Genomic DNA, 21,721 nt, shown 5'->3' on the forward strand with positions numbered 1-21,721 from the left:
TTTGGCACGCTGTTGAGTTCTCAAGGAACGGTCGCTTCCTTTGTACTCACCCGAGAGACTCTCTCGTGGCTTTCCTCCGGGCGCTTCCCTTCGGTCTTGCGTTTCCGACTCTATCAGATCTTTTCTCGATCCGATTTCCTCGGTGCTTTCCAGGTTTCCGCTTTCGCGTTTTCCTTTCCGGCGGTTCCGACTTTATCAGAAGTTCTGGGCCGGTCTGACCGGCCGCTCATTTCCGAGTTATCGGGAGAGGCTTCTGTGGAACCCAGTTCCTCAAGAAGCAGATAGATTCTAGCTGCTGCGTCCCGGACATGTCCAGTTCTAGGCAACTCATAGAATCTACCTCCCCCCTCCAGCTGTGTCAACAGCTTTTGCGGGGCGAAGAGGAGACTAGCAGCTCAAGGGGCGCGTACGCACATCAGGCGGCGGTCGGCACGCTGGCGCTTCGCTCGGTTGCCTCGACGTCACCCGTTTCACCGGCACGGACAGCGCGGCCGCCGAGCACGTAGACGTACGTGAGGAAGGCCAGCTCGGCGACGATGCCGATGCCTATACGCGCCCAGGTGGGCAGGCCCGATGGGGTCACGAAGCCTTCGATCGCACCGGAGACGAAGAGGACGAGAGCGAGACCGATCGCCATGCCCACGGCGGCGCGGCCCTCTTCCGCGAGGGCCGTGCGGCGGCTGCGCGGGCCGGGGTCGATGAGGGTCCAGCCGAGGCGCAGTCCCGTGCCGGCCGCGACGAAGACCGCGGTGAGTTCCAGCAGACCGTGCGGGAGGACGAGGCCGAGAAAGGTGTCGAGCCGACCGGCTGAGGACATCAGACCGAAGCCGACGCCCAGGTTGAGCATGTTCTCGAAGAGGATCCAGAGCACCGGGAGGCCCAGGAAGACACCGAGTACCAGGCACATGGCGGCGGCCTGGGCGTTGTTCGTCCACACCTGGGCGGCGAAGGAGGCGGCGGGATGGCTGGAGTAGTACGTCTCGTACTCGCCGCCGGGGCGGGTGAGCTCCCGCAGCTGGCTGGGGGCGGCGATGGACGACTGCACCTCGGGGTGCGTGCCGATCCACCAGCCCAGGAGGACCGCGATCGCGGTGGAGATCAGGGCGGTGGGTACCCACCAGTGGCGCGAGCGGTAGACCGCCGCGGGGAATCCCTGCCCCAGGAACCGCGTCACGTCACGCCAGGAGGCGCGGCGGGTGCCTGTTACGGCACTGCGCGCGCGGGCGACGAGTTGACTGAGCCGACCCGTGAGCTGGGGGTCGGGGGCGCTGGACTGGATCAGGGAGAGGTGGGTGGCGGTGCGCTGGTAGAGGGCGACGAGTTCGTCGGCTTCCGCGCCGGTGAGGCGGCGCTGACGGCGGAGCAGCGCGTCGAGGCGGTCCCACTCGGCTCGGTGGGCGGCGACGAAGACGTCGAGGTCCATCGGGTGTGTCTGCTCCTCGGCTGGGACCGCTTGTGCTTGGGATGGCTGTCAGCTTGTCGTACTGGGGCGCGATGCGCCCTCAGCTTGGCAGACTTGCGGTTCTCCGGGCAGAGCAGGGAAGGGCGGCAGGCGTGAGTGAGCTGGTGACGGGCGAGGCGGTGGCGCTCGAGTTGCGTCCCGCGAGGCTGCCCAGCAGGGCACTGGCGGTACTGCTCGACCTGGTCGTAGCCGTGATCGTCTATATCGTCGTGTTCACGGCGCTGGTGGCGGCGACGTCGTCGCTCGACGAGGCGGCGCAGGTCGCGTTGTCCATCGCCAGCTTTCTGCTGGTGCTGGTGGGCGGGCCGATCGCGGTGGAGACGCTCAGTCATGGGCGTTCGCTGGGGAAGCTGGCGTGCGGGCTGCGGGTGGTGCGGGACGACGGTGGGCCGATCCGGTTCCGACACGCGCTGGTACGGGGGGCGGTCGGGGTGGTCGAGATCCTGATGACGTTCGGTGTCGTCGCCTGTATCGCCTCGCTGGTGTCGGCGCGGGGACGCCGGCTCGGGGATGTCTTCGCGGGGACGTTGGTGGTGCGGGAGCGGGTGCCGACCGGGCAGGGCCATTTCGTTCCCCCGCCGCCTCCCTGGCTGGCGGGGCGCTTCTCGGGGCTCGACCTGTCCGCGGTCCCCGATGGTCTGTGGCTTGCCGTCCGTCAGTATCTGACGCGGATGCAGCAGCTTGATCCGCAGGTCGGCTGGGCCATGGCGGAGCGGCTCGCGGCCGACCTGGCGGCTCGTACCGGGGCTCCGGCGCCGCAGGGTGTGCCGCCTGCCGCGTATCTGGCGGCCTTGCTGCACGAGCGGCAGGCCCGGGAGGCCCGGCGGGCCTTCGGGGGCGGCCCGGTCGGGGGTATGCCGGGCGTCGGGGGCGCGCCTGTCTCCTCAGCGGGTGTGCCCGGCGGCTACGCTCCGCCGGTCCCGCAGCCGACCGCCTCACCGTTCCAGCAGCCGGCCGCGCCGGCGTTCCAGCAGCCTCAGCCGGCTGCCCCACAGCCCCGCACTCATGTCCAGGCTCATCCCCAGGCCCCAGCCGGGTCCCAGGGCCCGTCCTCGGCCGAGCGGCCGGCCACCGGATTCGTGCCGCCGGCGTAACTGGTACCGGTCCGGCTCAGTCGAAGGCCGACGGCGGCGACTCGAGGTCCTCCAGCTCGATCCCGGGCGCGGCGAGGACCACGTCCCCGGCGATGTGCACGGTGTGCCGTTCGCCCGTGTCCAGGGCTGTGACCTGGTATTCGTCCACGGTCAGAGGGCCGTTGTCAGTGGTGTGTGCTTCTCTTTCCACCAAGGCCCAGGACTGGTCCACGGTGCGCGGGGCGAGGACCGGATCCGTGAAGGCCACGAGGCGTACGCGGGTAGCGGGGGCGGAAGGGGTGAGGCGCAGGAGACGGGCGGTGGCGATCAGGAACGCGGGGGACGTGCCGGTGAAGGCGTGGGCGCGCACATTGCCTTCGGTGGCATGAGTGCCGGTGGGGTCGGTGCGGACCCAGGTGACGCCGTCGAGGGCGGCGCCGCGCACCTGCCAGTTCGCCGCGTGCAGTTCAAGTCGGATGGGGCGGCCGAGTTCGTCGAGGGTGAGGTCGACGGAGCCGGTGTGGTCGCCCGAGGGGGTGGTCAGCCGGGAGACGTAGCGCCAGCCGGAGGGGCCGGGGGCGCACTGGAAGTGCTCTTCTGCGAAGGGGGTGTGATCGTGCGGATCGTGGAGCGAATAACGGCCGCGGGGCATGGGGGTCCTGGGTCTTGACGGGCTGAGGGTCCGGCCAGGGCTGCTGGTCCGGCCAAAGGGGCAGGCCCCCGGCACGGGGGTGCGGGGGCCTGCCTCGGAGGACCTGCGCGGGACGCGCCAGGGGTGTGGCTCAGTAGCGGTAGTGGTCCGCCTTGTACGGGCCATCGACCTCTACGCCGATGTACGCGGCCTGCTCCGGACGCAGCGTGGTCAGCTTGACGCCGAGCGCGTCGAGGTGGAGGCGGGCGACCTTCTCGTCGAGGTGCTTGGGCAGCGTGTACACGCCGATCGGGTACTCGGTCTGCTTGGTGAACAGCTCAATCTGGGCCAGCGTCTGGTCCGCGAAGGAGTTGGACATCACGAACGACGGGTGACCGGTGGCGTTGCCCAGGTTCAGCAGACGGCCCTCGGACAGCACGATGATCACCTTGCCGTCCGGGAACTTCCAGGTGTGCACCTGCGGCTTGACCTCGTCCTTGACGATGCCCGGCACCTTCGCGAGACCGGCCATGTCGATCTCGTTGTCGAAGTGGCCGATGTTGCCCACGATCGCCTGGTGCTTCATCTTGGCCATGTCGCCGGCCATGATGATGTCCTTGTTGCCGGTCGTGGTGATGAAGATGTCGGCCTTGTCGACGACCTCGTCCAGCGTCGTGACCTGGTAGCCGTCCATCGCGGCCTGGAGGGCGCAGATCGGGTCGATCTCGGTGACGATGACGCGGGCGCCCTGGCCGCGCAGGGATTCCGCGCAGCCCTTGCCGACATCGCCGTAACCGCACACGACCGCGGTCTTGCCGCCGATCAGGACGTCGGTGGCGCGGTTGATGCCGTCCACCAGCGAGTGGCGGCAGCCGTACTTGTTGTCGAACTTCGACTTGGTGACGGCGTCGTTGACGTTGATCGCCGGGAAGAGCAGGACGCCGTCGCGCTGCATCTCGTACAGGCGGTGCACGCCGGTGGTGGTCTCCTCGGTCACGCCGCGGATCTCGGAGGCGAGCTGGGTCCACTTCTGCGAGCCGTTGCTGATCGTGCGGTGCAGGAGTTCGAGGATGACGCGGTGTTCGTCGGACTCGGCGGTGTCGACCGAGGGGACCTTGCCGTCCTTCTCGTACTCGACGCCCTTGTGGACGAGGAGGGTGGCGTCACCGCCGTCGTCCAGGATCATGTTCGGGCCGCCGGTGGGCGAGTCGGGCCAGGTCAGGGCCTGCTCCGTGCACCACCAGTACTCCTCCAGCGTCTCGCCCTTCCAGGCGAAGACCGGGACACCCTGGGGGTTGTCGGGCGTGCCGTTCGGGCCGACGGCGATGGCGGCGGCGGCGTGGTCCTGGGTGGAGAAGATGTTGCAGGAGGCCCAGCGGACCCGGGCGCCCAGGGCGACCAGGGTCTCGATGAGCACGGCGGTCTGCACGGTCATGTGCAGCGAGCCGGTGACGCGGGCGCCGGCCAGGGGCTGCGCCTCGGCGTACTCCTTGCGGATCGCCATCAGGCCCGGCATCTCGTGCTCGGCGAGGGTGATCTCCTTGCGGCCGAACTCGGCGAGCGAGAGGTCGGCGACCTTGAAGTCCTGTCGGTTGTCGACAGTCGTCATTGCGAGCTGCTCCTCGTGGGGTTGGGTCGAGGTGGGTACGGCTGGTCTGCGCGGCGGCGGACACAGGGGTGCCCGAAAAAAGAGGACACAGGCATGCCCACACGTGCGCGCAGCGCAGTCCGTCGGAGGCCCTCTCTCCCTCGGTCGGTCCGCGGTGGGACCGCCCGACCGCCATCAGCAGCGACGTCTGGCTCCGTCCCAAGCTACACCGGAGGGCCCTGCCGTCCCCAGTCCGCATCCGAAGAGATCACGCCGATTACATGGTGTGACGGCGAGGGAGGGGGCCGCACAGCGATGTCACAGGCACGCGCTAACCTCTGCGGTCGCGAATGGGCGTGATGGGGAGGGACGAATGTCCGGCAAGGGCCGTGGGCTGGGGATCGCAGCCGTCGTCGTGGGGCTGGTGGGCGTGCTGCTCGGGGTCGGGGGTCTCGTGTACGCGCGGCACGCGTACGCCGGCTCCGTCGTGTCGAGCGAGAGCATGCAGCCGACGTACGAACCGGGTGACCGGATCGTCTATGAGCGGGTCGACGGGAGCGAGGTGCGGCGGGGTGACGTCGTGTTGCTGTCGGCGCCCGACCGCTACGGCCCCGATGTGCTGTCGGTGCAGCGGGTCATCGGCGTGGGTGGTGACCACATCGAGTGCTGTGCGAACGCCGGGTCCGCGAAGGAGCGGCTCACGGTCGACGGGAAGCCGCTCGCCGAGCCGTACGTCCGCGACGGCCTCGCCATCGACCCGATGAATCGCGAACTCGACGTCAAGGTGCCCGAAGGGCGGCTGTTCCTGCTCGGGGACCATCGCCTGAACGCGCGGGACTCCCGCTTCTTCCCCGACGACCACGGCGGGACGTTGCCCGTGTCCGCGATCCGGGGCCGGGTGGTCGACGACTACTCCGTGCCCGTCGTTCTCGGGGCGGCGATGATCCTCGGGGTGGTGCTGGTCCTGGCTGGCATCGGCCTGGGCATCGCGGCCGCGGTCGTACGGCGGAGGGCGCGGGCCGCCGTGCCGCCGCCGCCCCCGTGGGCGGTGCAGGTCTGAGGCAGGGCCCGAGACCGCTCAGTGCTCGGCGGCGTGCGGGTTGGGGCCGCCGGGGGTCGCTTCGGGGTCCGGGCCCTTGGCCGCCGCGGTCTCGCTGTAGATGTCGGGCTCGAGGTAGATGACGCGGGCTATGGGGACGGCGGCACGGATGCGGGCCTCGGCGGCGTCGATGGCCTTGGCGACCTCGGCGGCGGTGTCGTCGTGCTGGACGGCGATCTTGGCGGCGATCAGCAGCTCCTCGGGCCCGAGGTGGAGCGTGCGCATGTGGATGATGCCGGTGACCGTGTCGCCGTCGACGATCGCGGCCTCGATCTTCTTGATCTCCTCGATGCCCGCGGCCTCGCCGAGCAGGAGGGACTTGGTCTCGGCGGCCAGGACGAGGGCGATGAGGACGAGCAGGACACCGATGCAGACGGTGCCGATGCCGTCCCACACGCCGTCGCCGGTGAGCAGGGCCAGGCCGACGCCGCCGAGAGCGAGGACGAGACCGATCAGCGCCCCGAAGTCCTCCAGCAGGACGACCGGCAGCTCGGGCGCCTTGGCGCGGCGGATGAACTGCGACCAGGAGAGCTTGCCGCGCAGCTCGTTCGACTCCTTGATGGCCGTGCGGAAGGAGAAGCCCTCCGCGATGACCGCGAAGACCAGGACGCCCACCGGCCAGTACCAGTGCTCGATGTCGTGCGGGTGGCTGATCTTCTCGAAACCCTCGTAGATGGCGAACATGCCACCGACGGAGAAGAGGACGATCGAGACGAGGAAGGCGTAGATGTAGCGCTCGCGGCCGAAGCCGAAGGGGTGCTGCGGGGTCGCCTCGCGCTGGGCCTTCTTGCCGCCGATCAGCAGCAGGAACTGGTTGCCGGAGTCGGCGAGCGAGTGGACGCCCTCGGCGAGCATCGACGACGAGCCGCTGAACGCGAACGCCACGAACTTCGATGCCGCGATCGCGAGGTTGGCGCCGAGTGCCGCCACGATCGCCCTGGTCCCGCCTGACGCGCTCATGTGTCCGCGTTGTCCCTTCGCCTTCGTACGTACGCCGTCCAGGCCTGGCGCTCGTCGCCTTTGCCCGTCCTTTGCCGGTGGGTCATTCTTGCAGCCCCCTGCGGCAGCGGCGCGTCAGGTATCCACAGGTGCGGTCAGACAATCACAGTGGCACGGAAGACGCTGCCCTCGCCGGACACCTCGGCCTTCTCGCCCGCCGGTACGAAGACGGACTCGCCCGGGGTCAGCTCGTACTCCCCCGCCCGTACGGATCCTGCCGTGCAGAGCAGTATCTGCGGGGTCGGGAGGCTGAGGTCGTGGCTGGTGCCGCCCGCGGGGAGGACGTACCGGGACAGCCGGAACTCGTCGATCGGCGTCTCGTAGACCTCCTCGTCGTCCGGCGACGCCTCGGGGCGCAGCACACCGGGGTCGCCGGCCTCGAAGCGGACGACGCGCAGGAGTTCGGGGACGTCGACGTGCTTGGGGGTCAGGCCGCAGCGCAGGACGTTGTCGGAGTTGGCCATGATCTCGACGCCGAGGCCGCTGAGGTAGGCGTGCGGGATGCCGGCGCCGAGGAAGAGGGCCTCGCCGGGCTGGAGGCGTACGTGGTTGAGCAGCATGGCGGCGATCACGCCGGGGTCGCCCGGGTAGTGGTGGGCGAGGCCGGCGTAAGGCGTGTAGGCGCCGCCGAGGCAGGTGCAGGCGGCCGTGACGGCGGCGACCGTGCGGGCCATCTCCTCGGGGTCGGCCGTCAGTACGGCGGTGAGGACCTCGCGCAGGGCCGCGTCCTCGGGGCGTGCGTGCAGGAGGTCGACGTACGGCTTGAGGGAGTCGACGCCGAGCCCGTCGAGCAGGTCGGCGGTCTCAACAGGGTCGCGGAAGCCGCACAGGCCGTCGAACTCGGTGAGCGCGCAGATCAGTTCGGGCTTGTGGTTGGCGTCCTTGTAGTTGCGGTGCGGGGCGTCGACCGGGATGCCGCGGCGCTCCTCGTCCGCGAATCCCTCCTTCGCCTGCGCCAGGTCGGGGTGCACCTGGAGGGAGAGCGGGGCGCCCGCGGCGAGGATCTTGAGGAGGAAGGGCAGGCGGGGGCCGAACTTCGCGACGGCCTTCGCGCCCAGCTCGCGCTCCGGGTCGCCCTCGATGACCTCGACGAGCGTGCCGCGCGCGGTACGCGAGGGTGCGCCGGGGTGGGCGCCCATCCACATCTCCGCCTGCGGCTCACCGGTGGGCTCGACGCCGAGCAGTTCGGGGATGGCCGTGGTGGAACCCCAGGCGTAGGGGCGGATGGTGTTCTCGAGGCGATCCATGTCGTTTCTCTGTCTCCGTACGTACGCGGCCCGGCCGGTGCCGGCAGCGGGGCGCGGGTCAGTTGGCCCGGTGAGGCAAGATCAGGCCCCTGAAGCGAGCGCCAGGTAAACGGCGGCGAAATCCGTGACGGCGATCAGTTCCGCGAGCGTTTCCAGTTCGGCGCCTTCCTCCGGCTCCAGTTCGCTCATCGGCGTGTCGTGGCTGAGGGCCAGATCGCGGGCGGCGGGGGCGGCGGTGAGGCCGCCGATGGGGCGGTCGCGGAGCAGGACCACGCGCGCGTGCAGCGCGGGAGGTTCCTCGACGCGGTCACGGAAGAAGTCCTTGGGGTCGGCGCTGGCGGCGAGCGGGCCGGCCAGCAGGGCGCTGTGCGCGGCGAGTGCCTCGGGGAGTTCGGCGACCAGGGCGGGGCGGCCGGCCAGTTCGGCGAGCGCGGCGGCGAAGCGGCGGCCCGCGGGGCCTGCCGAGATGCCCTCGGTCCAGATCACGGGGAGCGCGTCGGCGAGCTCGGCGGCGAGGGTCTTGGCGGGGTTGCTGTAGGTCACGATGGCCGGGCCGCAGCGTTCGGCGACCTGGTCGAGGCGGTCGGCGACCTTCTCCAGGGCGTCGGGCGGGGCGGTCAGCAGACCGATGCGGTCGAGGAGCGCGAGCAGCGGGGTGAGCAGTGCCCACAGGACGCCCGGGGAGGACGCGGCGAGGGGCTCGTCGTGGTCGTAGGGGGCCGTGGCCATCGGTACGAACAGCCCGTGCGCGCCGGCGACGGCCTCGGCGAGCGGGGTGCGGGCGGGGGCCACGGCGGCGACGGTGCAGCCGCGGCGGTAGGCCTGTTCGGCGAGCAGGGACAGGCTCGGTTCGGTGCCGTCCGGCGTGGCGATCAGCAGCAGGTCGACGGAGCCCGCCCAGCCGGGGAGCTCCCAGCGGAGGGCGCCGGCCGCCGGGGCGACGCCGATGGGTGCCAGCCGGGTGACGGGGCTGCCGGCGCCGGCGAGCGTGCCGAGGAGGTCGGAGGCGTGGGTGGCGGAGGCGCCCGGACCGGCGATCAGGACGGACCGGGGACGCCCGTCCGGCTTGAGGTCGGCGATGCCCGCCTCGAAGGCGTGCCGGGCGGCGGTGCGGACGCGGGCGCCGGCTTCCGCGGCACCGCGCAGGAGGCCCCGGCGGTCGGCGTCGGCGAGCCCCTCCGGGGAGTCGAGCAGCGTTTCGTCGAGCATGGGGCAGCCTCCGGTCACCGGGGTCCTGTTGAGGATGTGGAAGACGCCTCGTGCTTACGCGGGGCGGCGGGCCTCGTCGATGAGGAGAACCGGGATGCCGTCGCGGACGGGGTACGCCAGGCCGCAGTCCTGACCGGTGCAGATCAGCTCGGTGTCCTGCTCCTTGAGGGGGGCGTGGCAGGCCGGGCAGGCGAGGATCTCCAGGAGGCCGGCTTCGAGCGGCATGGGGGTTCCCTTCGGGGGCGATGGTGCCTGTGCGGATGTGCCTGGTCAGCGTACCGCCGGTGACCGTGGGGTGGCGGACTCACGGCGATGCCCGCCCGCCACCCGCCTCGGTCGGCTGATAGGCGGCCCGTCAGCCGCGGATGATGGCCAGCGCCTCGTCCCTGACCTTCGCCATGACCGCCTCGTCCCGTGCCTCCGCGTTCAGGCGCAGCAGTGGTTCCGTGTTGGAGGGGCGGACGTTGAACCACCAGTCGGCGGAGGAGACGGTGAGGCCGTCGAGATCGTCGAGGGTCACGTCCTCGCGGCTCTCGTACGCGGCGCGGATCGCGGCGAGCCGGGCCTTCTGGTCGTCGACCGTGGAGTTGATCTCGCCGGAGCCGGCGTAACGGTCGTACTGGGCGACGAGCGCGGACAGGGGGCCGTCCTGGCCGCCGAGGGCCGCGAGGACGTGCAGGGCCGCCAGCATGCCGGTGTCGGCGTTCCAGAAGTCCTTGAAGTAGTAGTGGGCGGAGTGCTCGCCGCCGAAGATGGCGCCCGTCCTGGCCATCTCGGCCTTGATGAAGGAGTGGCCGACGCGGGTGCGCACGGGTGTGCCGCCGTTCTCCCGCACCACTTCCGGGACCGACCAGGACGTGATCAGGTTGTGGATGATCGCGCCCTTGCCGCCGTGCCTGGCGAGCTCGCGCGCGGCCACCAGGGCGGTGACCGCCGACGGGGAGACCGGGTCGCCGTTCTCGTCGATCACGAAGCAGCGGTCGGCGTCGCCGTCGAAGGCGATGCCGAGGTCGGCGCCCTCCTCGCGGACGCGCTTCTGGAGGTCCACCAGGTTGGCGGGGTCGAGCGGGTTCGCCTCGTGGTTGGGGAAGGTGCCGTCCAGCTCGAAGTACATCGGGACGAGGGTCAGGGGCAGGCCCGCGAACACGGTGGGGACCGTGTGCCCGCCCATGCCGTTGCCCGCGTCGACGACGACCTTCAGGGGGCGGATGGAGGTCAGGTCGACGAGGGAGCGGAGGTGCGCCGCGTAATCCTCCAACGTGTCGCGCGAGGCGAGGGTTCCCGGCGTGGCGGCCGGCTCGGGGGCGCCGGACTCCAGCCACCGCTCGGCCAGTTCGCGGATCTGGGTCAGGCCGGTGTCCTGGCCGACCGGGGCGGCGCCCGCGCGGCACATCTTGATGCCGTTGTACTGGGCCGGGTTGTGCGAGGCCGTGAACATCGCGCCCGGCAGGTTCAGCGCGCCGGAGGCGTAGTACAGCTGGTCCGTCGAGCACAGGCCGATCTCGGTGACGTCGACGCCGTGTGCCGCCGCGCCGCGCGCGAAGGCGTGGGACAGGCCGGGCGAGGACGGACGCATGTCGTGGCCCACGACGATCGCTGCCGCGCCGGTCACCTGGGCGAAGGCGATCCCGAAGAGCTCGGCCAGCGGCTCGTCCCACTGCTCCGGGACCACACCGCGTACGTCGTACGCCTTCACGATCTGCGACAGATCAGCAGCCACAGCCCAACCTTCCTGAAAGTCCTATCGGTGCGCACAAACTACCCGGCCCGGGTGATCGTCCGGCGCGCGGAAACCCAGCCGTCCACACACCGTTACCGGAAGATGGGGAAAGCTGGGGATGCGGTGGGGTACGGCCTCGGTCGTCCGGCTCGGTCGCGCGGCTCAGCTGTCCGGCTCAGTTGTCCGGGGAGCGCAGCACGCGCAGGTGGCCGCGGCGGGCGACCTCCATCGGATCCGCGCCTCGTCCACCGCCGCCGCCCGCCTGGGCCGCCCGTTCCTGGGGGCGGGCCGCCTCGCGCACGGCATTGGCCAGCGCTTCCAGGTCGTCGCCGGTGGGCCGGGCCGGGGCGGAGCCGTCGAGGAGGCGTACGACCTCCCAGCCGCGCGGGGCGGTGAGGCGCTCGGAGTGCTCGGCGCACAGGTCGTAGCAGTGGGGTTCGGCGTAGGTGGCGAGCGGGCCGAGGACCGCGGTCGAGTCGGCGTAGACGTACGTCAGCGTCGCGACGGCGGGTCGGCCGCAGGCGGTGCGCGAACAGCGACGTACAGGGCTCACGACGATGGACGGTACCGCACTCTTGAGCGGGCCGCGACGACTCTCCCCCAGGTCACCCCACCGTGTCGTGCTGTGAAACGCCCCACACGCCTCTCGGAACACGCCCCGCTGACCTGCGCGAACGACGTCGGCCGGGGTCTCGGGCCGTATGATGCACGGTCATGATTCGGTACTAACACCGTCAATTGCCTTGAGCCGGCCGGTCTTGTAGAGATACGGAAACGAGCCCAACCTTGGCTGGAATGGCCGTCCGGCAACATGGCGTACCGGGTGAGGACAGGGGTGACCGGTTGCCGCCGCGGTCGGCGTCGCGTTGCCGCGTGGAGCGGGGCGGGCGCAGCGCTCGGGGACTACGCTTCACCAGTGATGGACAACCGTGTACCGCCCCGTGCCGCCGGCCCCGGGCCCCGTCGTCGTGATCGCCACGGGCGGGGCATGCGCGGTCCGATCGCGCCGCCGCAGGTGCCGCTGGCGGCCAGCCGTGCCGATGTGTTCGCGGACCTGGTGCAGGACTCCGTGGAGCGCCTCGAGCGGCGGTGGCCGCAGCTGGCGGAGATCGACTTCATGGTGCTCGAGGTGCCGCGGCTGGACGGGCGGCCGGGGGACGGGTGGAGCGACGAGGCGGTGCCGTTGGGCGGGATCATTCCGGTGCGGGACGGGCGGCGGGCGCGGGTCGTCGTCTATCGGCGGCCTGTGGAGATCCGGACCAAGGGACGGGACGAGCGGGCGGCGCTCGTGCATGAGGTTGTGGTGGAGCAGGTGGCGGAGTTGTTGGGGTTGACTCCGGAGACTGTGGATCCTCGGTACGGGGAGGACTGAGCGGGGGTTCAGGCGGTTTCCTGGGCCGGTGTTCGCAAGTGGCCCAGGGCACTGCCAGTGCGCTTGGTCCTACTTCTGTAGTACCGCCAAGTCCTCGTCCGCCTTTGGTACCGATACCGTTCCCCGGTCGTCCGGGAGGGTTTGGATGGTGAAGCCCGGGACGCCTCCCTCGGTGGCTGTGAGGGTGCGGGAGCCGTAGACGGGGCCGCCGGAGAGGTGCTCGACCGTGAGGGCGTAGGTGCCCTTGAGGCCGGTCGGGACGGGGGCGGTGATGTTCTGGGTGGTGCCCGACTTGATCGTGTAGGTCTTCGAGACCGCCGTGCCGCCCTCGCTGCCCGCGGAAGCGGTGACCTTGACCTGGGCGGTGGCCGTGGGTGCGGTCAGGGACAGGGTGCTGTTCTTGCCGCTGTTGTCCGCGGAGGTCGCGCGCGTGCCGATGGGGTTGGTGGCGGGGATGAAGGCCGTTTCCTGCTTGGCGCCCGTGCCCCGTACGACCCGCAGCGCGGCGACCACCGGGACGGACTGGTCCGAGGGGGTGAGGACCAGGGAGCCGGGCTCACCCCGGGTGACGTCGCCGAGGTCGGCCACTGTGGTCATGCCCGACTTCACGTGCAGCGTCTCGTTGCCGGCGGGGGTGATCAGGCCTTGGGGGGAGGCGAGCCGCACCTTCAGGTCCGCGTCGGCGTCGCCGGGGGTGAAGGCGATCAGGCGGACGGAGGTGGCGTCCTTGGGGATGCCGGGCAGGACCAGGTCGGCCGCCGGGTCCACGGAGGCGGGCAGCCAGTCGCCGCCCAGCTTGTCGTCCAGGGCCTGCACGGACGCCCCGACCCGTCCGCTGCGCACACTGACGTGCACGGTGAGGTTGTCCTGCTTCTCGCCGGTGAGCGTGGACAGCAGAACCGGCTCACTGGCGTGCGGCTGGACGGTGAGGCCGTCCGCCAGCGTGGACTTCAGGGAGCCGTCCTTGCCGTAGAGGTTGATGTCGACGACGGCGGCGTTGTCGTCGGGGTTGGTGAGGTGCACGTAGTCGGTGCGGCCGGCGGCCGTGCTGGCGCCCGGGAACCAGAACTCCGTGTCCGGCGCGGTGCAGTTGACGCCCTGGAGGCCACGGCCGGTGCCCGCGGCGACCTCGGTGGTCTCCTGGACGGTCCAGCCGGGCGCGGACTTCCCCTCGGCGGTGCCGACCAGTGCGGGCGCGTCCGCGCCGGAGGTGTCCCCGGTCACCGGCGTGCCGGGGTCCTTCGGCGTCAGGACGGGCTTGGCGGTCTTCCCCTTGGCGCTCGTGCCGGTCTTGCCGTTCTTATCGGTCTTGCCGGTCTTGGCGCCCTTCCCGGACGTCGAGGCGTCCGTGCCGTCCGCGGACTGCTCGGTGGCCGCCTGGAGTTCGGCCTTGCCGCCGCTCGCCGCACCCTTGGTGACCGGTGTGAAGGACGTGTACGACGTATCGGCGATGTCGGAGATGCTCGGCGCCGGGCAGAGCAGGCTCGTGCGCTCCACCGGCAGCCGGGCCGCCGTGCCGGCGGGGGCGGCGCCGGACGCGTCGGGTGTGTTGAGCGCGGCGAACCCGGTGACGGCGGCGAGCGCGGCCGTGCCGGCGATCAGGGACAGGGTGGTGCGGTTCACTGCTCGCTCCCGTCGGGGCGCTCATTGCCGGTGCCGTGGGGGTGGTGCTGCGTCGGGTCGTAGGCCGGGTCGTAGCCCTGCTGGTACGTCGGGTCGTACGGCGCCTGCTGGTCGGTACCGCCGTACGCGTACGGGTCGTACTGGCCGTTCTGATACGGATCGGCCTGGTACGGATCGGCCTGGTACGCCTGCTGGTCGTACGCTCCCGGGTACTGCGCGGCGCCCTGGTACTGGTCGGCGCCGTAGCCGCCGTACTCGGCGCCCGCGTAGGTGGCCGGGTCCCACTCGTCGTAGGACTGCTGCTGGGGTACGGCGACCGGCTCCTGGGGCGGGTGAGGCACGGCCTCCGGGTCGCCCGAGCCGGTCTCCTCGGCCCCCTCGGTCCCTTCCGTCCCCTCGGCCTCCTCGGCCTCCGCCTGGGCGCGCAGGCGGCGGGCGCGGCGGCCCTCGCCCGCGGTGGCCTCGGCGGGTACGGGCTGCTCCTCGGGGAGGTCGTCGTCGACTTCGCGGCGGCGGCCGGGCAGGGCGAGCACGACCAGGACGACGGCGAGCGCGCCCTGGGCCCACAGCCAGCCGGTGTGGCCGATCGGGGCGTCGTAGGTGACGTCCAGTTTCCCGCCGGAGGAGGGGAGTTCGAAGCCCTGGGCCCAGCCGTCGACCGTGGTGCGGGGCAGCGGCTTGCCGTCCAGGGTGGCCGTCCAGCCCTCGGCGGTGGAGTCGGCCAGGCGCAGGACGCGGCCGTCGGCGCCGGAGGGGATCGTGGTGTGGATCTCGACGGGTCCGGCGGCGACGGGCTGCGGCGTGCCGGAACCGGAGGCGGGCACGATGGCGGCGCGCGACACCTCCTGGTCGATGCGCCACAGGGCGCTGCCGTCCTGCTGGCTGAGCCGGGACAGGCCGGGGGTGGCGTCCAGGATGCGGCTGACCTCGCGGGGCGCGCCCTTGTGGACCAGGACATAGCGGACGGCGAACTTGCCGAGCTGGTCGACCTGGTCGGCGCCGGAGCCGGCGACCAGGTTGGCGACGACCTTGTCGAGCTTGCCGTTCTCGCCGTCGGCGGCGGTCAGTTCGGCGTCGCCCATGCGCGCGCCGGAGCCGCGCACGAGGCTGTAGCTCACGCGGGCGGTGGAGTCGCTGTCGAGGACCAGGGTGCGGGCCCGGTCGCGGGTGTCGCTGTCCTCGGCGACGAACGCGGGCACCTGCGTGGGGTCGCGCCGCTCCACCGGTCCGTCGGCGCCGCCGATCATCCAGCCGGCGGCGACGAGCAGCGGGCCGGCGGCCGAGGCGAAGGCGATCAGCGCGGCGACCGGCTGGCGCCAGCCGAAGCTCTGCTCGGCCACGCGCGCGCGTGCCCCGTCGGCGCCGAGCGCGGCGGCGGCCAGGAGGGCGAGGCCGTAGACGAGGGTGGCGGGTCCGGCCCAGGTGGAGCGGTTGGACAGGACCGCGAAGACGAGGCCCACCAGGGCGGCGGCCCAGGCCGTCCGGATTCCCAGCTGACGTTCGGAGCGCAGCAGGGCGGCGAGCGCGGCCAGCACGATGCCGATGAGCATCAGCCCGTGCACCGTGCCGGGTCCGCCGGGGCTGGCGCCGAGCAGGTCCAGGGCCGTGGCGGCCGAGGAGCCGTACTCCAGTCCGGCCTCCTTGAAGAAGCCGAACGGCAACAGGGTCAGCGACCAGGGCGCGAGGACCAGCAGCGGGGTGCCCAGCTGGGCGAGGAAGCGCAGGCCGTAGGCGACGATCTCGCGGCGGCGCACGGCCAGCACGCCGAGCCCCAGGACCAGCGCGATGGGCCACACGATCGGGGTGAACGCGGTGGTGATGGTCAGCAGCAGCGCGTACGCCCAGGTGGCGCGCCAACTGCCGCGTGACCCGGAGGCGTTGGCGAGGCCGCTGGCCGCGATGCCCGCGCGCGCGATGAGCGGCAGCAGCACGGCGAGGACGGCGGTGCCGATGCGGCCTCCGGCGAGGGCGCCGGTGGCGGCGGGCAGGAAGGCGTAGGCGACGGCCGCCCACGCGCGCAGCAGGCGGGAGGTGACCAGCGGGCGGGAGGCGAAGTACGCGGTGAACCCGGCCAGCGGCACCGAGAAGACCATCAGGACGGTGACGGCGAGGCCGGTCGAGCCGAGGAACGTGGAGGCCAGCATCGCCACGAGGGCGAGATAGGGCGGGGCGGACGGGGTGCCGCCGGCGCCGACGGGGTGCCAGGCGTCCAGGTAGCGCGACCACAGTTCACCGGAGCCGGCCGGGGCGGGCAGCAGGGCGCCGCCCGCGAGCGCGCCGCCGCCGAGCAGGTTGCGGCAGGCGGCGAACGACACGAGCAGCAGCACCAGGAAGAGCACCGGGCCGGGCTTGCGGGCGATGCGCTTGAGGCGGGCGAACTGCTCGATCTCCAGGAAGTCGGCGTCGTCGCCACCGGGCCCGGACTCGACGGCGCCGCCGTGCCGTCCGGCGGAGGACACCTCGGGGTCGGAGCTGCCGAAGAGGTTGCCGGCGACCTGTTCCACGGTGGCGCGCACGGTCGCGCCGGGCGGCGGGAACAGGGGGCGCAGTTCGCCCTTGTCGACCTGCGGGCGGCCGCGCCTGCGGCGCCCGGCGATGATCCGCTCGGGCCGCAGCAGGGTGCCCAGCAGGCCGCGGATCTCGTCGACGGCCTGTCCGGGGACCTTGCCGACGAGGTAGGCGAGGGTCCTGAGCAGTGTGCCGAGCACGAGCCGCAGCAGGACCCAGGGCAGCACGGCCGTACGGGCGTTGACGAGCAGGGTGTAGACGGCGCCCGCCTTGTCGACCTTGTGCGGGGAGGCGGCGGTGCGGCCCAGGCAGTCGACGGTGCGGCGCTCGCGGGAGGCGGCCTCGGCGTGCCGTACGACGGCTTCCGGGGCGATGAGGACGCGGTGGCCGGCCGCGTGCGCCCGCCAGCACAGGTCGACGTCGTCGCGCATCAGGGGCAGCCGCTTGTCGAAGCCGCCGAGTTGCTCGAAGACGTCGCGCCGGACGAGCATGCCGGCGGTGGACACCGACAGCACGGGCCCTACGTGGTCGTGCTGTCCCTGGTCCTGTTCCCTGCGGTCCAGGCCGGTCCAGCGGCGGCCGGAGTTGGCGATGCTGACGCCCACCTCGAGCAGCTGGCGGCGGTCGTACCAGCCGCGCAGTTTGGGGCCGACGACGGCCACGTCGTCGCGGCCGAGCTCCATTTCGTTGTCGACCACGCGCAGCAGCTGGGCGAGGGCGTCGGGTTCGGGGGCACTGTCGTCGTGCAGCAGCCACAGCCACTGGATCGGCTCGCCGTGCGGGAGGTCGGGCAGGTCGTAGGCGTCGTCGCGCCACGAGCGCGTGACCGGGTCCCAGCCGCTGGGACGCTTGAGGTACGGCAGCTCGTCCGGGGTCAGGACGGGCGTGGAGCGGACCGCCTCCTCGACTGCCTGGCCGAAGCCGGTACGGCGGGCCAGGTGCAGCACGCGGTCGGCGCCGAGGGCCTCGGTGACCAGCTGGGCGGAGTCGTCCGCACTGCCGGTGTCGGCGGCCACGGCGTGCTGGACAGGGCGCTCCTGGCCGAGCAGCCCGGCGAGCGCGTCGGGCAGCCAGCGGGCGCCGTCGTGGGAGACGAGCACCGCGGTGACGACATGACGCGGGAACTCAGGCATGGCAGCGGTGGCTTGGTGGGCTGCCGTATGGCTGTGCACGGACATCGAGGTACGGGCCCCGGTTCGGTGGACTGCGGTGGACGCCCGCGCCCCCTGTGGGTGGCGAGGCGTCTCGGACGAGCGACCACACTATCGGCTGGGCATGACGGCGGCCCGCCGCCTGTGGATAACCCACCTGCAACGGGCCGTTCGCGCTGTTTGCCGTCATATGTGCCGGTACCGGCACTGGGCCCGGCGTCTGTGCCCGGTCGCTGCGTCGCCCGTGTCCGATCTGCGTGTCGCCTGTGCCGGGTCTCCGCCCGCGTCAGACCGCGGCCTTCTTCAGGCGGCGCCGCTCGCGCTCGGACAGGCCGCCCCAGATACCGAATCGTTCATCGTTTGAGAGGGCGTACTCGAGGCACTCGGAACGCACCTCGCATGCGAGGCAGACCTTCTTGGCCTCTCTGGTGGAGCCGCCCTTCTCGGGGAAGAAGGACTCGGGGTCGGTCTGGGCGCACAGCGCGCGCTCCTGCCAGCCGAGTTCCTCGTCCGCGTCGTCGACCAGCAGTTGCTGCACCAGCTCGGTCATGTGCGCCCCTCGTCTGTCTTCGCGTCCCCGTGGTCGTGGCCGTTACCGATTTCGGCTGAACGACACGAGTGAAATTACAAGTGTGCCGCTCCGGGAGAGTCAAGCCGAGATCTGCTATTGAGCCCGTTATTCACTCTGCGGAACCAAGGCCGTGCGGAAAGTGTTCAAATCGCCATAAACCTTGACACGCAGACGAGGCCCAGGAGGGCCTCCCACCCCACACAGATACCTGTACGGAGAAAGACGCCCAGGAGTTCGATCGCGTTCCGACGAGCCCCGTGCGCCTGGATGGACCCCATGTGTCCCGGCAACCCGATGAACAAACCTTTCACCTGAGGAATGAACCGGATGAGGTGAAACATGTCCCACATTCCGGGCGTCGAGTTGACACGAGGGGTGTGAACCGCTGTCCTTGTGGGCATGCTCGCGCACTCGGCACTCACCTCGACCCGCCCCGCCGGGTCCCACGGTGCTGCCCGCGCCCGCTGTAGCTGTTGTTGCTGTCCCAGCTGTTGAGCCTTTCCCCCCGCTCCGGCTGCGCCTGAGTCCGTCCCGACTCGGCTGCGTGTCTTCATCCCTGGCCCCACTCTTCCGCCGAGGACCCACCGCACCCCCATGAACAGCGACAACGACCTCCAGATCGCCGGCGACATCCTCGAAGTCCCGCACCTGCTCCAGGCCCCGCGCGAGCACCCGGCCACCGTCGCCGAGTTCGTCGGCCTGGCCCGTGACATCGCCGCCGACCGCTCCCAGTGGGCGCACCTCGTCCAGTACGACGCGACGAGCCGCTGGTACCACCGGCTGCGCACCGGCCCCGGCTACGAGGTGTGGCTGCTGTCCTGGGTGCCGGGCCAGGGCACCGGTCTGCACGACCACGGCCACTCCTCCGGCGTGCTGACCGTCCTGGAGGGCACGCTGACCGAGCGGACCGGCCGGGGCACGCGCGCCTTGGGCGAGGGGGCCCAGCGGGTCTTCGCGCCGGGGTACGCGCACGAGGTCGTCAACGACGCGCTGGAGCCCGCGGTCAGCCTGCACGTCTACTACCCGGGCCTCACCGAGATGCCCATGCACACCTCCCCGCACTGCGAGGGAAGGACCGAGCCGCGTCCGGTGACTGCCTGACGCCGACTTGCCTGACGCGTTGTCGTACCCGCCTGCAAGACTGCTTCCATGCGCATTGTGGTTCTGGCAGGCGGCATCGGTGGTGCCCGGTTCCTGCGCGGTCTGAGGCAGGTCGTGCCGGACGCGGACGTCACGGTCATCGGCAACACCGGGGACGACATCCACCTCTTCGGGCTGAAGGTCTGCCCGGACCTCGACACGGTGATGTACACGCTCGGCGGCGGCATCAACGAGGAGCAGGGCTGGGGACGGGAGGACGAGACCTTCCACCTCAAGGAGGAGCTCGCGGCGTACGGGGTCGGACCCGAGTGGTTCGGGCTCGGCGACCGGGACTTCGCCACGCACATCGTGCGGACGCAGATGCTGAGCGCCGGATATCCGCTGAGCGCGGTGACCGAGGCGCTGTGCGACCGCTGGAAGCCGGGCGTCCGGCTGATCCCGATGACCGACGACCGCGTGGAGACGCATGTCGCGGTCGAGGTGGACGGCGAGCGCAAGGCGGTCCATTTCCAGGAGTACTGGGTACGGCTGCGGGCCTCGGTCCCGGCGGAGGCGGTCGTGCCGGTCGGCGCCGAGCAGTCCAAGCCGGCGCCGGGTGTGCTGGAGGCCATCGCGGAAGCGGACGTCGTGCTGTTCCCGCCGTCCAACCCGGTCGTGTCCATCGGCACGATCCTCGCCGTGCCCGGCATCCGGGAGGCGATCGCCGACGCAGGCGTGCCGGTGGTGGGCCTGTCCCCCATCGTCGGGGACGCGCCCGTGCGCGGGATGGCCGACAAGGTGCTCGCGGCGGTCGGCGTCGAGTCCACGGCCGCGGCGGTGGCCGCACACTACGGCTCCGGTCTGCTCGACGGCTGGCTGGTGGACACCGTGGACGCGGGCACGGTCGACCGCGTCGAGGCGGCCGGCATCCGCTGCCGGGCCGTGCCGCTGATGATGACCGACGTCGACGCGGCCGCGCGGATGGCCCAGGAGGCGCTGACCCTGGCGGAGGAGGTGCGGCGGGCGTGAGCGGCGGAGTGTCCCAGCGGCCGGAGGGCGGTGCCGTGCCCGAGTACCGGGTCCGGGCCGTCACCGGGATCCCGGAGGTGCAGCGGGGCGACGACCTCGCCAAGGTGATCGCCGGTGCCGAACCGGGGCTGGCCGACGGGGACGTGCTGCTCGTCACCTCGAAGATCGTGTCCAAGGCGGAGGGCCGGATCGTCGAGGCGGCCGACCGGGAGGCCGCGATCGATGCCGAGACCGTCCGGGTGGTGGCGCGGCGCGGCCCGCTGCGGATCGTCGAGAACCGGCAGGGCCTGGTCATGGCCGCCGCCGGGGTCGACGCCTCCAACACCCCCTCCGGCACGGTGCTGCTGCTGCCCGAGGACCCGGACGCGTCCGCGCGGGCCATCCGGGACGGGCTGCGGGAGGCGCTCGGCGTCAACGTCGGGGTCGTCGTCACCGACACCTTCGGGCGACCCTGGCGCGCGGGGCTCACGGACGTCGCGATCGGCGCCGCGGGCGTGCACGTGCTGGACGACCTGCGCGGGGACACGGACGCGCACGGCAATCCGCTCTCCGCCACCGTCGTCGCCACGGCGGACGAGCTGGCCGCCGCCGGTGACCTCGTCAAGGGCAAGGCCGCCGGGCTGCCCGTCGCCGTGCTGCGCGGGCTGCCGCACACCGTGGCCGAGGACCACGGCACAGGGGCGCGGGCCATGGTCCGGGGTGCGCGCGACGACATGTTCCGGCTGGGCACCTCCGAGGCGGTCCGGGAGGCGGTGACCCAGCGGCGTACGGTACGGGCCTTCACCGACGAGCCGGTCGACCCCGGGGCCGTACGGCGGGCGGTGGCCGCGGCGGTGACCGCGCCGGCGCCGCACCACACGACGCCGTGGCGGTTCGTGCTGCTGGAGTCGCAGGCCTCGCGCACGCGGCTGCTCGATGCCATGCGCGATGCCTGGATCGCCGACCTGCGGCGGGACGGCAAGACGGAGGAGTCCATCGCCAAGCGGGTGCGGCGCGGTGACGTGCTGCGCAACGCTCCGTATCTCGTGGTGCCGTGTCTCGTCATGGACGGCTCGCACACCTACGGGGACCCTCGGCGGGACGGCGCCGAGCGGGAGATGTTCGTCGTCGCCACCGGAGCCGGGGTGCAGAACCTCCTCGTCGCGCTGGCCGGGGAGCGGCTGGGTTCGGCCTGGGTGTCGTCGACGATGTTCTGCCGGGACGTGGTGCGCGAGGTGCTGGACCTGCCCGCGGACTGGGATCCGATGGGAGCGGTGGCGGTCGGCCATCCGGCCGAGGAGCCGCGGCCCCGGCCGGAGCGGGAGGCGGGGGCGTTCATCGAGGTGCGCTGACCGGTCTCCTCCGCGGGACCGCCTAGTC

At 71.7% G+C, this 21,721-nt stretch carries 18 protein-coding genes; 6 read left to right on the plus strand and 12 right to left on the minus strand.

All coding sequences use genetic code 11. The features are described 5' to 3' along the window. Window positions 1-415: 415 nt before the first annotated feature. Entirely contained in the window at window positions 416-1,423 is a 1,008-nt protein-coding gene (locus ABZ915_RS47175) for a stage II sporulation protein M (RefSeq protein ID WP_361817203.1), read from the minus strand. Between the two features lie 131 nt (window positions 1,424-1,554). Here ABZ915_RS47175 and ABZ915_RS47180 point away from each other — a divergent pair, with 131 nt between their 5' ends. Beyond that, window positions 1,555-2,556 (plus strand): RDD family protein, encoded by a 1,002-nt coding sequence (locus tag ABZ915_RS47180; protein WP_361817206.1) that lies wholly within the window; start codon window positions 1,555-1,557, stop codon window positions 2,554-2,556. Between the two features lie 16 nt (window positions 2,557-2,572). On the opposite strand, the gene ABZ915_RS47185 is transcribed toward ABZ915_RS47180, so the two are convergent. After that, window positions 2,573-3,187 carry a hypothetical protein gene (locus ABZ915_RS47185; protein WP_361817209.1) on the minus strand — a complete coding sequence of 205 codons (615 nt, stop codon included), beginning with the start codon at window positions 3,185-3,187 and terminating at the stop codon, window positions 2,573-2,575. 130 nt (window positions 3,188-3,317) lie between these two features. Then, the gene (gene ahcY / locus ABZ915_RS47190) at window positions 3,318-4,775 is read right to left on the minus strand and encodes an adenosylhomocysteinase (protein ID WP_361817212.1); all 1,458 of its coding nucleotides are present in this window, start codon (window positions 4,773-4,775) and stop codon (window positions 3,318-3,320) included. A gap of 352 nt (window positions 4,776-5,127) precedes the next feature. Here ahcY and lepB point away from each other — a divergent pair, with 352 nt between their 5' ends. Next, complete coding sequence (gene lepB / locus ABZ915_RS47195; protein ID WP_361817214.1) at window positions 5,128-5,814, plus strand: signal peptidase I; 687 nt, start codon at window positions 5,128-5,130, stop codon at window positions 5,812-5,814. Window positions 5,815-5,832: 18 nt separating this feature from the next. On the opposite strand, the gene ABZ915_RS47200 is transcribed toward lepB, so the two are convergent. The 6 genes from ABZ915_RS47200 to ABZ915_RS47225 all read right to left on the minus strand — a co-directional run bounded on the left by ABZ915_RS47200 (window position 5,833) and on the right by ABZ915_RS47225 (window position 11,581). Next, the gene (locus ABZ915_RS47200; protein WP_361817217.1) at window positions 5,833-6,813 is read right to left on the minus strand and encodes a cation diffusion facilitator family transporter; all 981 of its coding nucleotides are present in this window, start codon (window positions 6,811-6,813) and stop codon (window positions 5,833-5,835) included. Window positions 6,814-6,947: 134 nt separating this feature from the next. Next, a complete protein-coding gene (gene manA / locus ABZ915_RS47205; protein WP_361817220.1) occupies window positions 6,948-8,099 on the minus strand; it encodes a mannose-6-phosphate isomerase, class I in 1,152 nt (383 codons plus the stop codon). Between the two features lie 81 nt (window positions 8,100-8,180). Then, window positions 8,181-9,308: an SIS domain-containing protein gene (locus ABZ915_RS47210; protein ID WP_361817223.1), complete on the minus strand. Its 1,128-nt coding sequence runs from the start codon at window positions 9,306-9,308 to the stop codon at window positions 8,181-8,183. A 54-nt stretch (window positions 9,309-9,362) separates the two neighbouring features. Next, window positions 9,363-9,533 carry a Trm112 family protein gene (locus tag ABZ915_RS47215; protein WP_360347509.1) on the minus strand — a complete coding sequence of 57 codons (171 nt, stop codon included), beginning with the start codon at window positions 9,531-9,533 and terminating at the stop codon, window positions 9,363-9,365. Between the two features lie 130 nt (window positions 9,534-9,663). Next, window positions 9,664-11,028, minus strand: coding sequence for a phosphomannomutase/phosphoglucomutase (locus tag ABZ915_RS47220; RefSeq protein ID WP_361817226.1), 1,365 nt, complete (start codon window positions 11,026-11,028; stop codon window positions 9,664-9,666). A gap of 175 nt (window positions 11,029-11,203) precedes the next feature. Beyond that, on the minus strand, window positions 11,204-11,581 hold the full coding sequence (locus ABZ915_RS47225; protein ID WP_361817229.1) for a DUF3499 domain-containing protein: 378 nt from the start codon (window positions 11,579-11,581) through the stop codon (window positions 11,204-11,206). A gap of 366 nt (window positions 11,582-11,947) precedes the next feature. Between ABZ915_RS47225 and ABZ915_RS47230 the strand changes: the two genes are divergently transcribed. After that, window positions 11,948-12,400: a metallopeptidase family protein gene (locus tag ABZ915_RS47230; protein ID WP_361817283.1), complete on the plus strand. Its 453-nt coding sequence runs from the start codon at window positions 11,948-11,950 to the stop codon at window positions 12,398-12,400. 69 nt (window positions 12,401-12,469) lie between these two features. On the opposite strand, the gene ABZ915_RS47235 is transcribed toward ABZ915_RS47230, so the two are convergent. The 3 genes from ABZ915_RS47235 to ABZ915_RS47245 form a co-directional block, all read right to left on the minus strand. Continuing rightward, the gene (locus ABZ915_RS47235) at window positions 12,470-14,023 is read right to left on the minus strand and encodes a DUF5719 family protein (protein WP_361817232.1); all 1,554 of its coding nucleotides are present in this window, start codon (window positions 14,021-14,023) and stop codon (window positions 12,470-12,472) included. After that, window positions 14,020-17,709: a glycosyltransferase gene (locus tag ABZ915_RS47240; protein WP_361817235.1), complete on the minus strand. Its 3,690-nt coding sequence runs from the start codon at window positions 17,707-17,709 to the stop codon at window positions 14,020-14,022. Before ABZ915_RS47240 ends, ABZ915_RS47235 begins: the two co-directional genes overlap by 4 nt. 259 nt (window positions 17,710-17,968) lie before the next feature. Continuing rightward, complete coding sequence (locus tag ABZ915_RS47245) at window positions 17,969-18,232, minus strand: WhiB family transcriptional regulator (RefSeq protein ID WP_132852983.1); 264 nt, start codon at window positions 18,230-18,232, stop codon at window positions 17,969-17,971. A 615-nt stretch (window positions 18,233-18,847) separates the two neighbouring features. On the opposite strand from ABZ915_RS47245, the gene ABZ915_RS47250 reads away from it, so the two are divergent. From ABZ915_RS47250 to ABZ915_RS47260, 3 genes are read left to right on the plus strand one after another with little or no spacing between them, the layout of a single operon-like run. Beyond that, complete coding sequence (locus ABZ915_RS47250) at window positions 18,848-19,354, plus strand: cysteine dioxygenase family protein (RefSeq protein WP_361817237.1); 507 nt, start codon at window positions 18,848-18,850, stop codon at window positions 19,352-19,354. Between the two features lie 48 nt (window positions 19,355-19,402). Then, the gene (cofD, locus tag ABZ915_RS47255; protein WP_361817240.1) at window positions 19,403-20,362 is read left to right on the plus strand and encodes a 2-phospho-L-lactate transferase; all 960 of its coding nucleotides are present in this window, start codon (window positions 19,403-19,405) and stop codon (window positions 20,360-20,362) included. Further along, window positions 20,359-21,693: a coenzyme F420-0:L-glutamate ligase gene (locus tag ABZ915_RS47260; RefSeq protein WP_361817242.1), complete on the plus strand. Its 1,335-nt coding sequence runs from the start codon at window positions 20,359-20,361 to the stop codon at window positions 21,691-21,693. Before cofD ends, ABZ915_RS47260 begins: the two co-directional genes overlap by 4 nt. The last annotated feature ends 28 nt before the right edge of the window (window positions 21,694-21,721 follow it).

The sequence above is a fragment of the Streptomyces sp. NPDC046915 genome, from assembly GCF_040644935.1.
In the GTDB taxonomy this organism is placed as follows: Bacteria; Actinomycetota; Actinomycetes; order Streptomycetales; family Streptomycetaceae; genus Streptomyces.

What these genes read in the sequence shown, in the direction of transcription:
- ABZ915_RS47210 (WP_361817223.1), bottom strand. Translation starts at nt 9,308, where the DNA reads ATGCTCGACGAAACGCTGCTCGACTCCCCGGAGGGGCTCGCCGACGCC.
- ABZ915_RS47185 (WP_361817209.1), bottom strand. Translation starts at nt 3,187, where the DNA reads ATGCCCCGCGGCCGTTATTCGCTCCACGATCCGCACGATCACACCCCC.
- ahcY (WP_361817212.1), bottom strand. Translation starts at nt 4,775, where the DNA reads ATGACGACTGTCGACAACCGACAGGACTTCAAGGTCGCCGACCTCTCG.
- manA (WP_361817220.1), bottom strand. Translation starts at nt 8,099, where the DNA reads ATGGATCGCCTCGAGAACACCATCCGCCCCTACGCCTGGGGTTCCACC.
- ABZ915_RS47245 (WP_132852983.1), bottom strand. Translation starts at nt 18,232, where the DNA reads ATGACCGAGCTGGTGCAGCAACTGCTGGTCGACGACGCGGACGAGGAA.
- ABZ915_RS47175 (WP_361817203.1), bottom strand. Translation starts at nt 1,423, where the DNA reads ATGGACCTCGACGTCTTCGTCGCCGCCCACCGAGCCGAGTGGGACCGC.
- ABZ915_RS47200 (WP_361817217.1), bottom strand. Translation starts at nt 6,813, where the DNA reads ATGAGCGCGTCAGGCGGGACCAGGGCGATCGTGGCGGCACTCGGCGCC.
- ABZ915_RS47215 (WP_360347509.1), bottom strand. Translation starts at nt 9,533, where the DNA reads ATGCCGCTCGAAGCCGGCCTCCTGGAGATCCTCGCCTGCCCGGCCTGC.
- cofD (WP_361817240.1), top strand. Translation starts at nt 19,403, where the DNA reads ATGCGCATTGTGGTTCTGGCAGGCGGCATCGGTGGTGCCCGGTTCCTG.
- lepB (WP_361817214.1), top strand. Translation starts at nt 5,128, where the DNA reads ATGTCCGGCAAGGGCCGTGGGCTGGGGATCGCAGCCGTCGTCGTGGGG.
- ABZ915_RS47230 (WP_361817283.1), top strand. Translation starts at nt 11,948, where the DNA reads ATGGACAACCGTGTACCGCCCCGTGCCGCCGGCCCCGGGCCCCGTCGT.
- ABZ915_RS47240 (WP_361817235.1), bottom strand. Translation starts at nt 17,709, where the DNA reads ATGTCCGTGCACAGCCATACGGCAGCCCACCAAGCCACCGCTGCCATG.
- ABZ915_RS47250 (WP_361817237.1), top strand. Translation starts at nt 18,848, where the DNA reads ATGAACAGCGACAACGACCTCCAGATCGCCGGCGACATCCTCGAAGTC.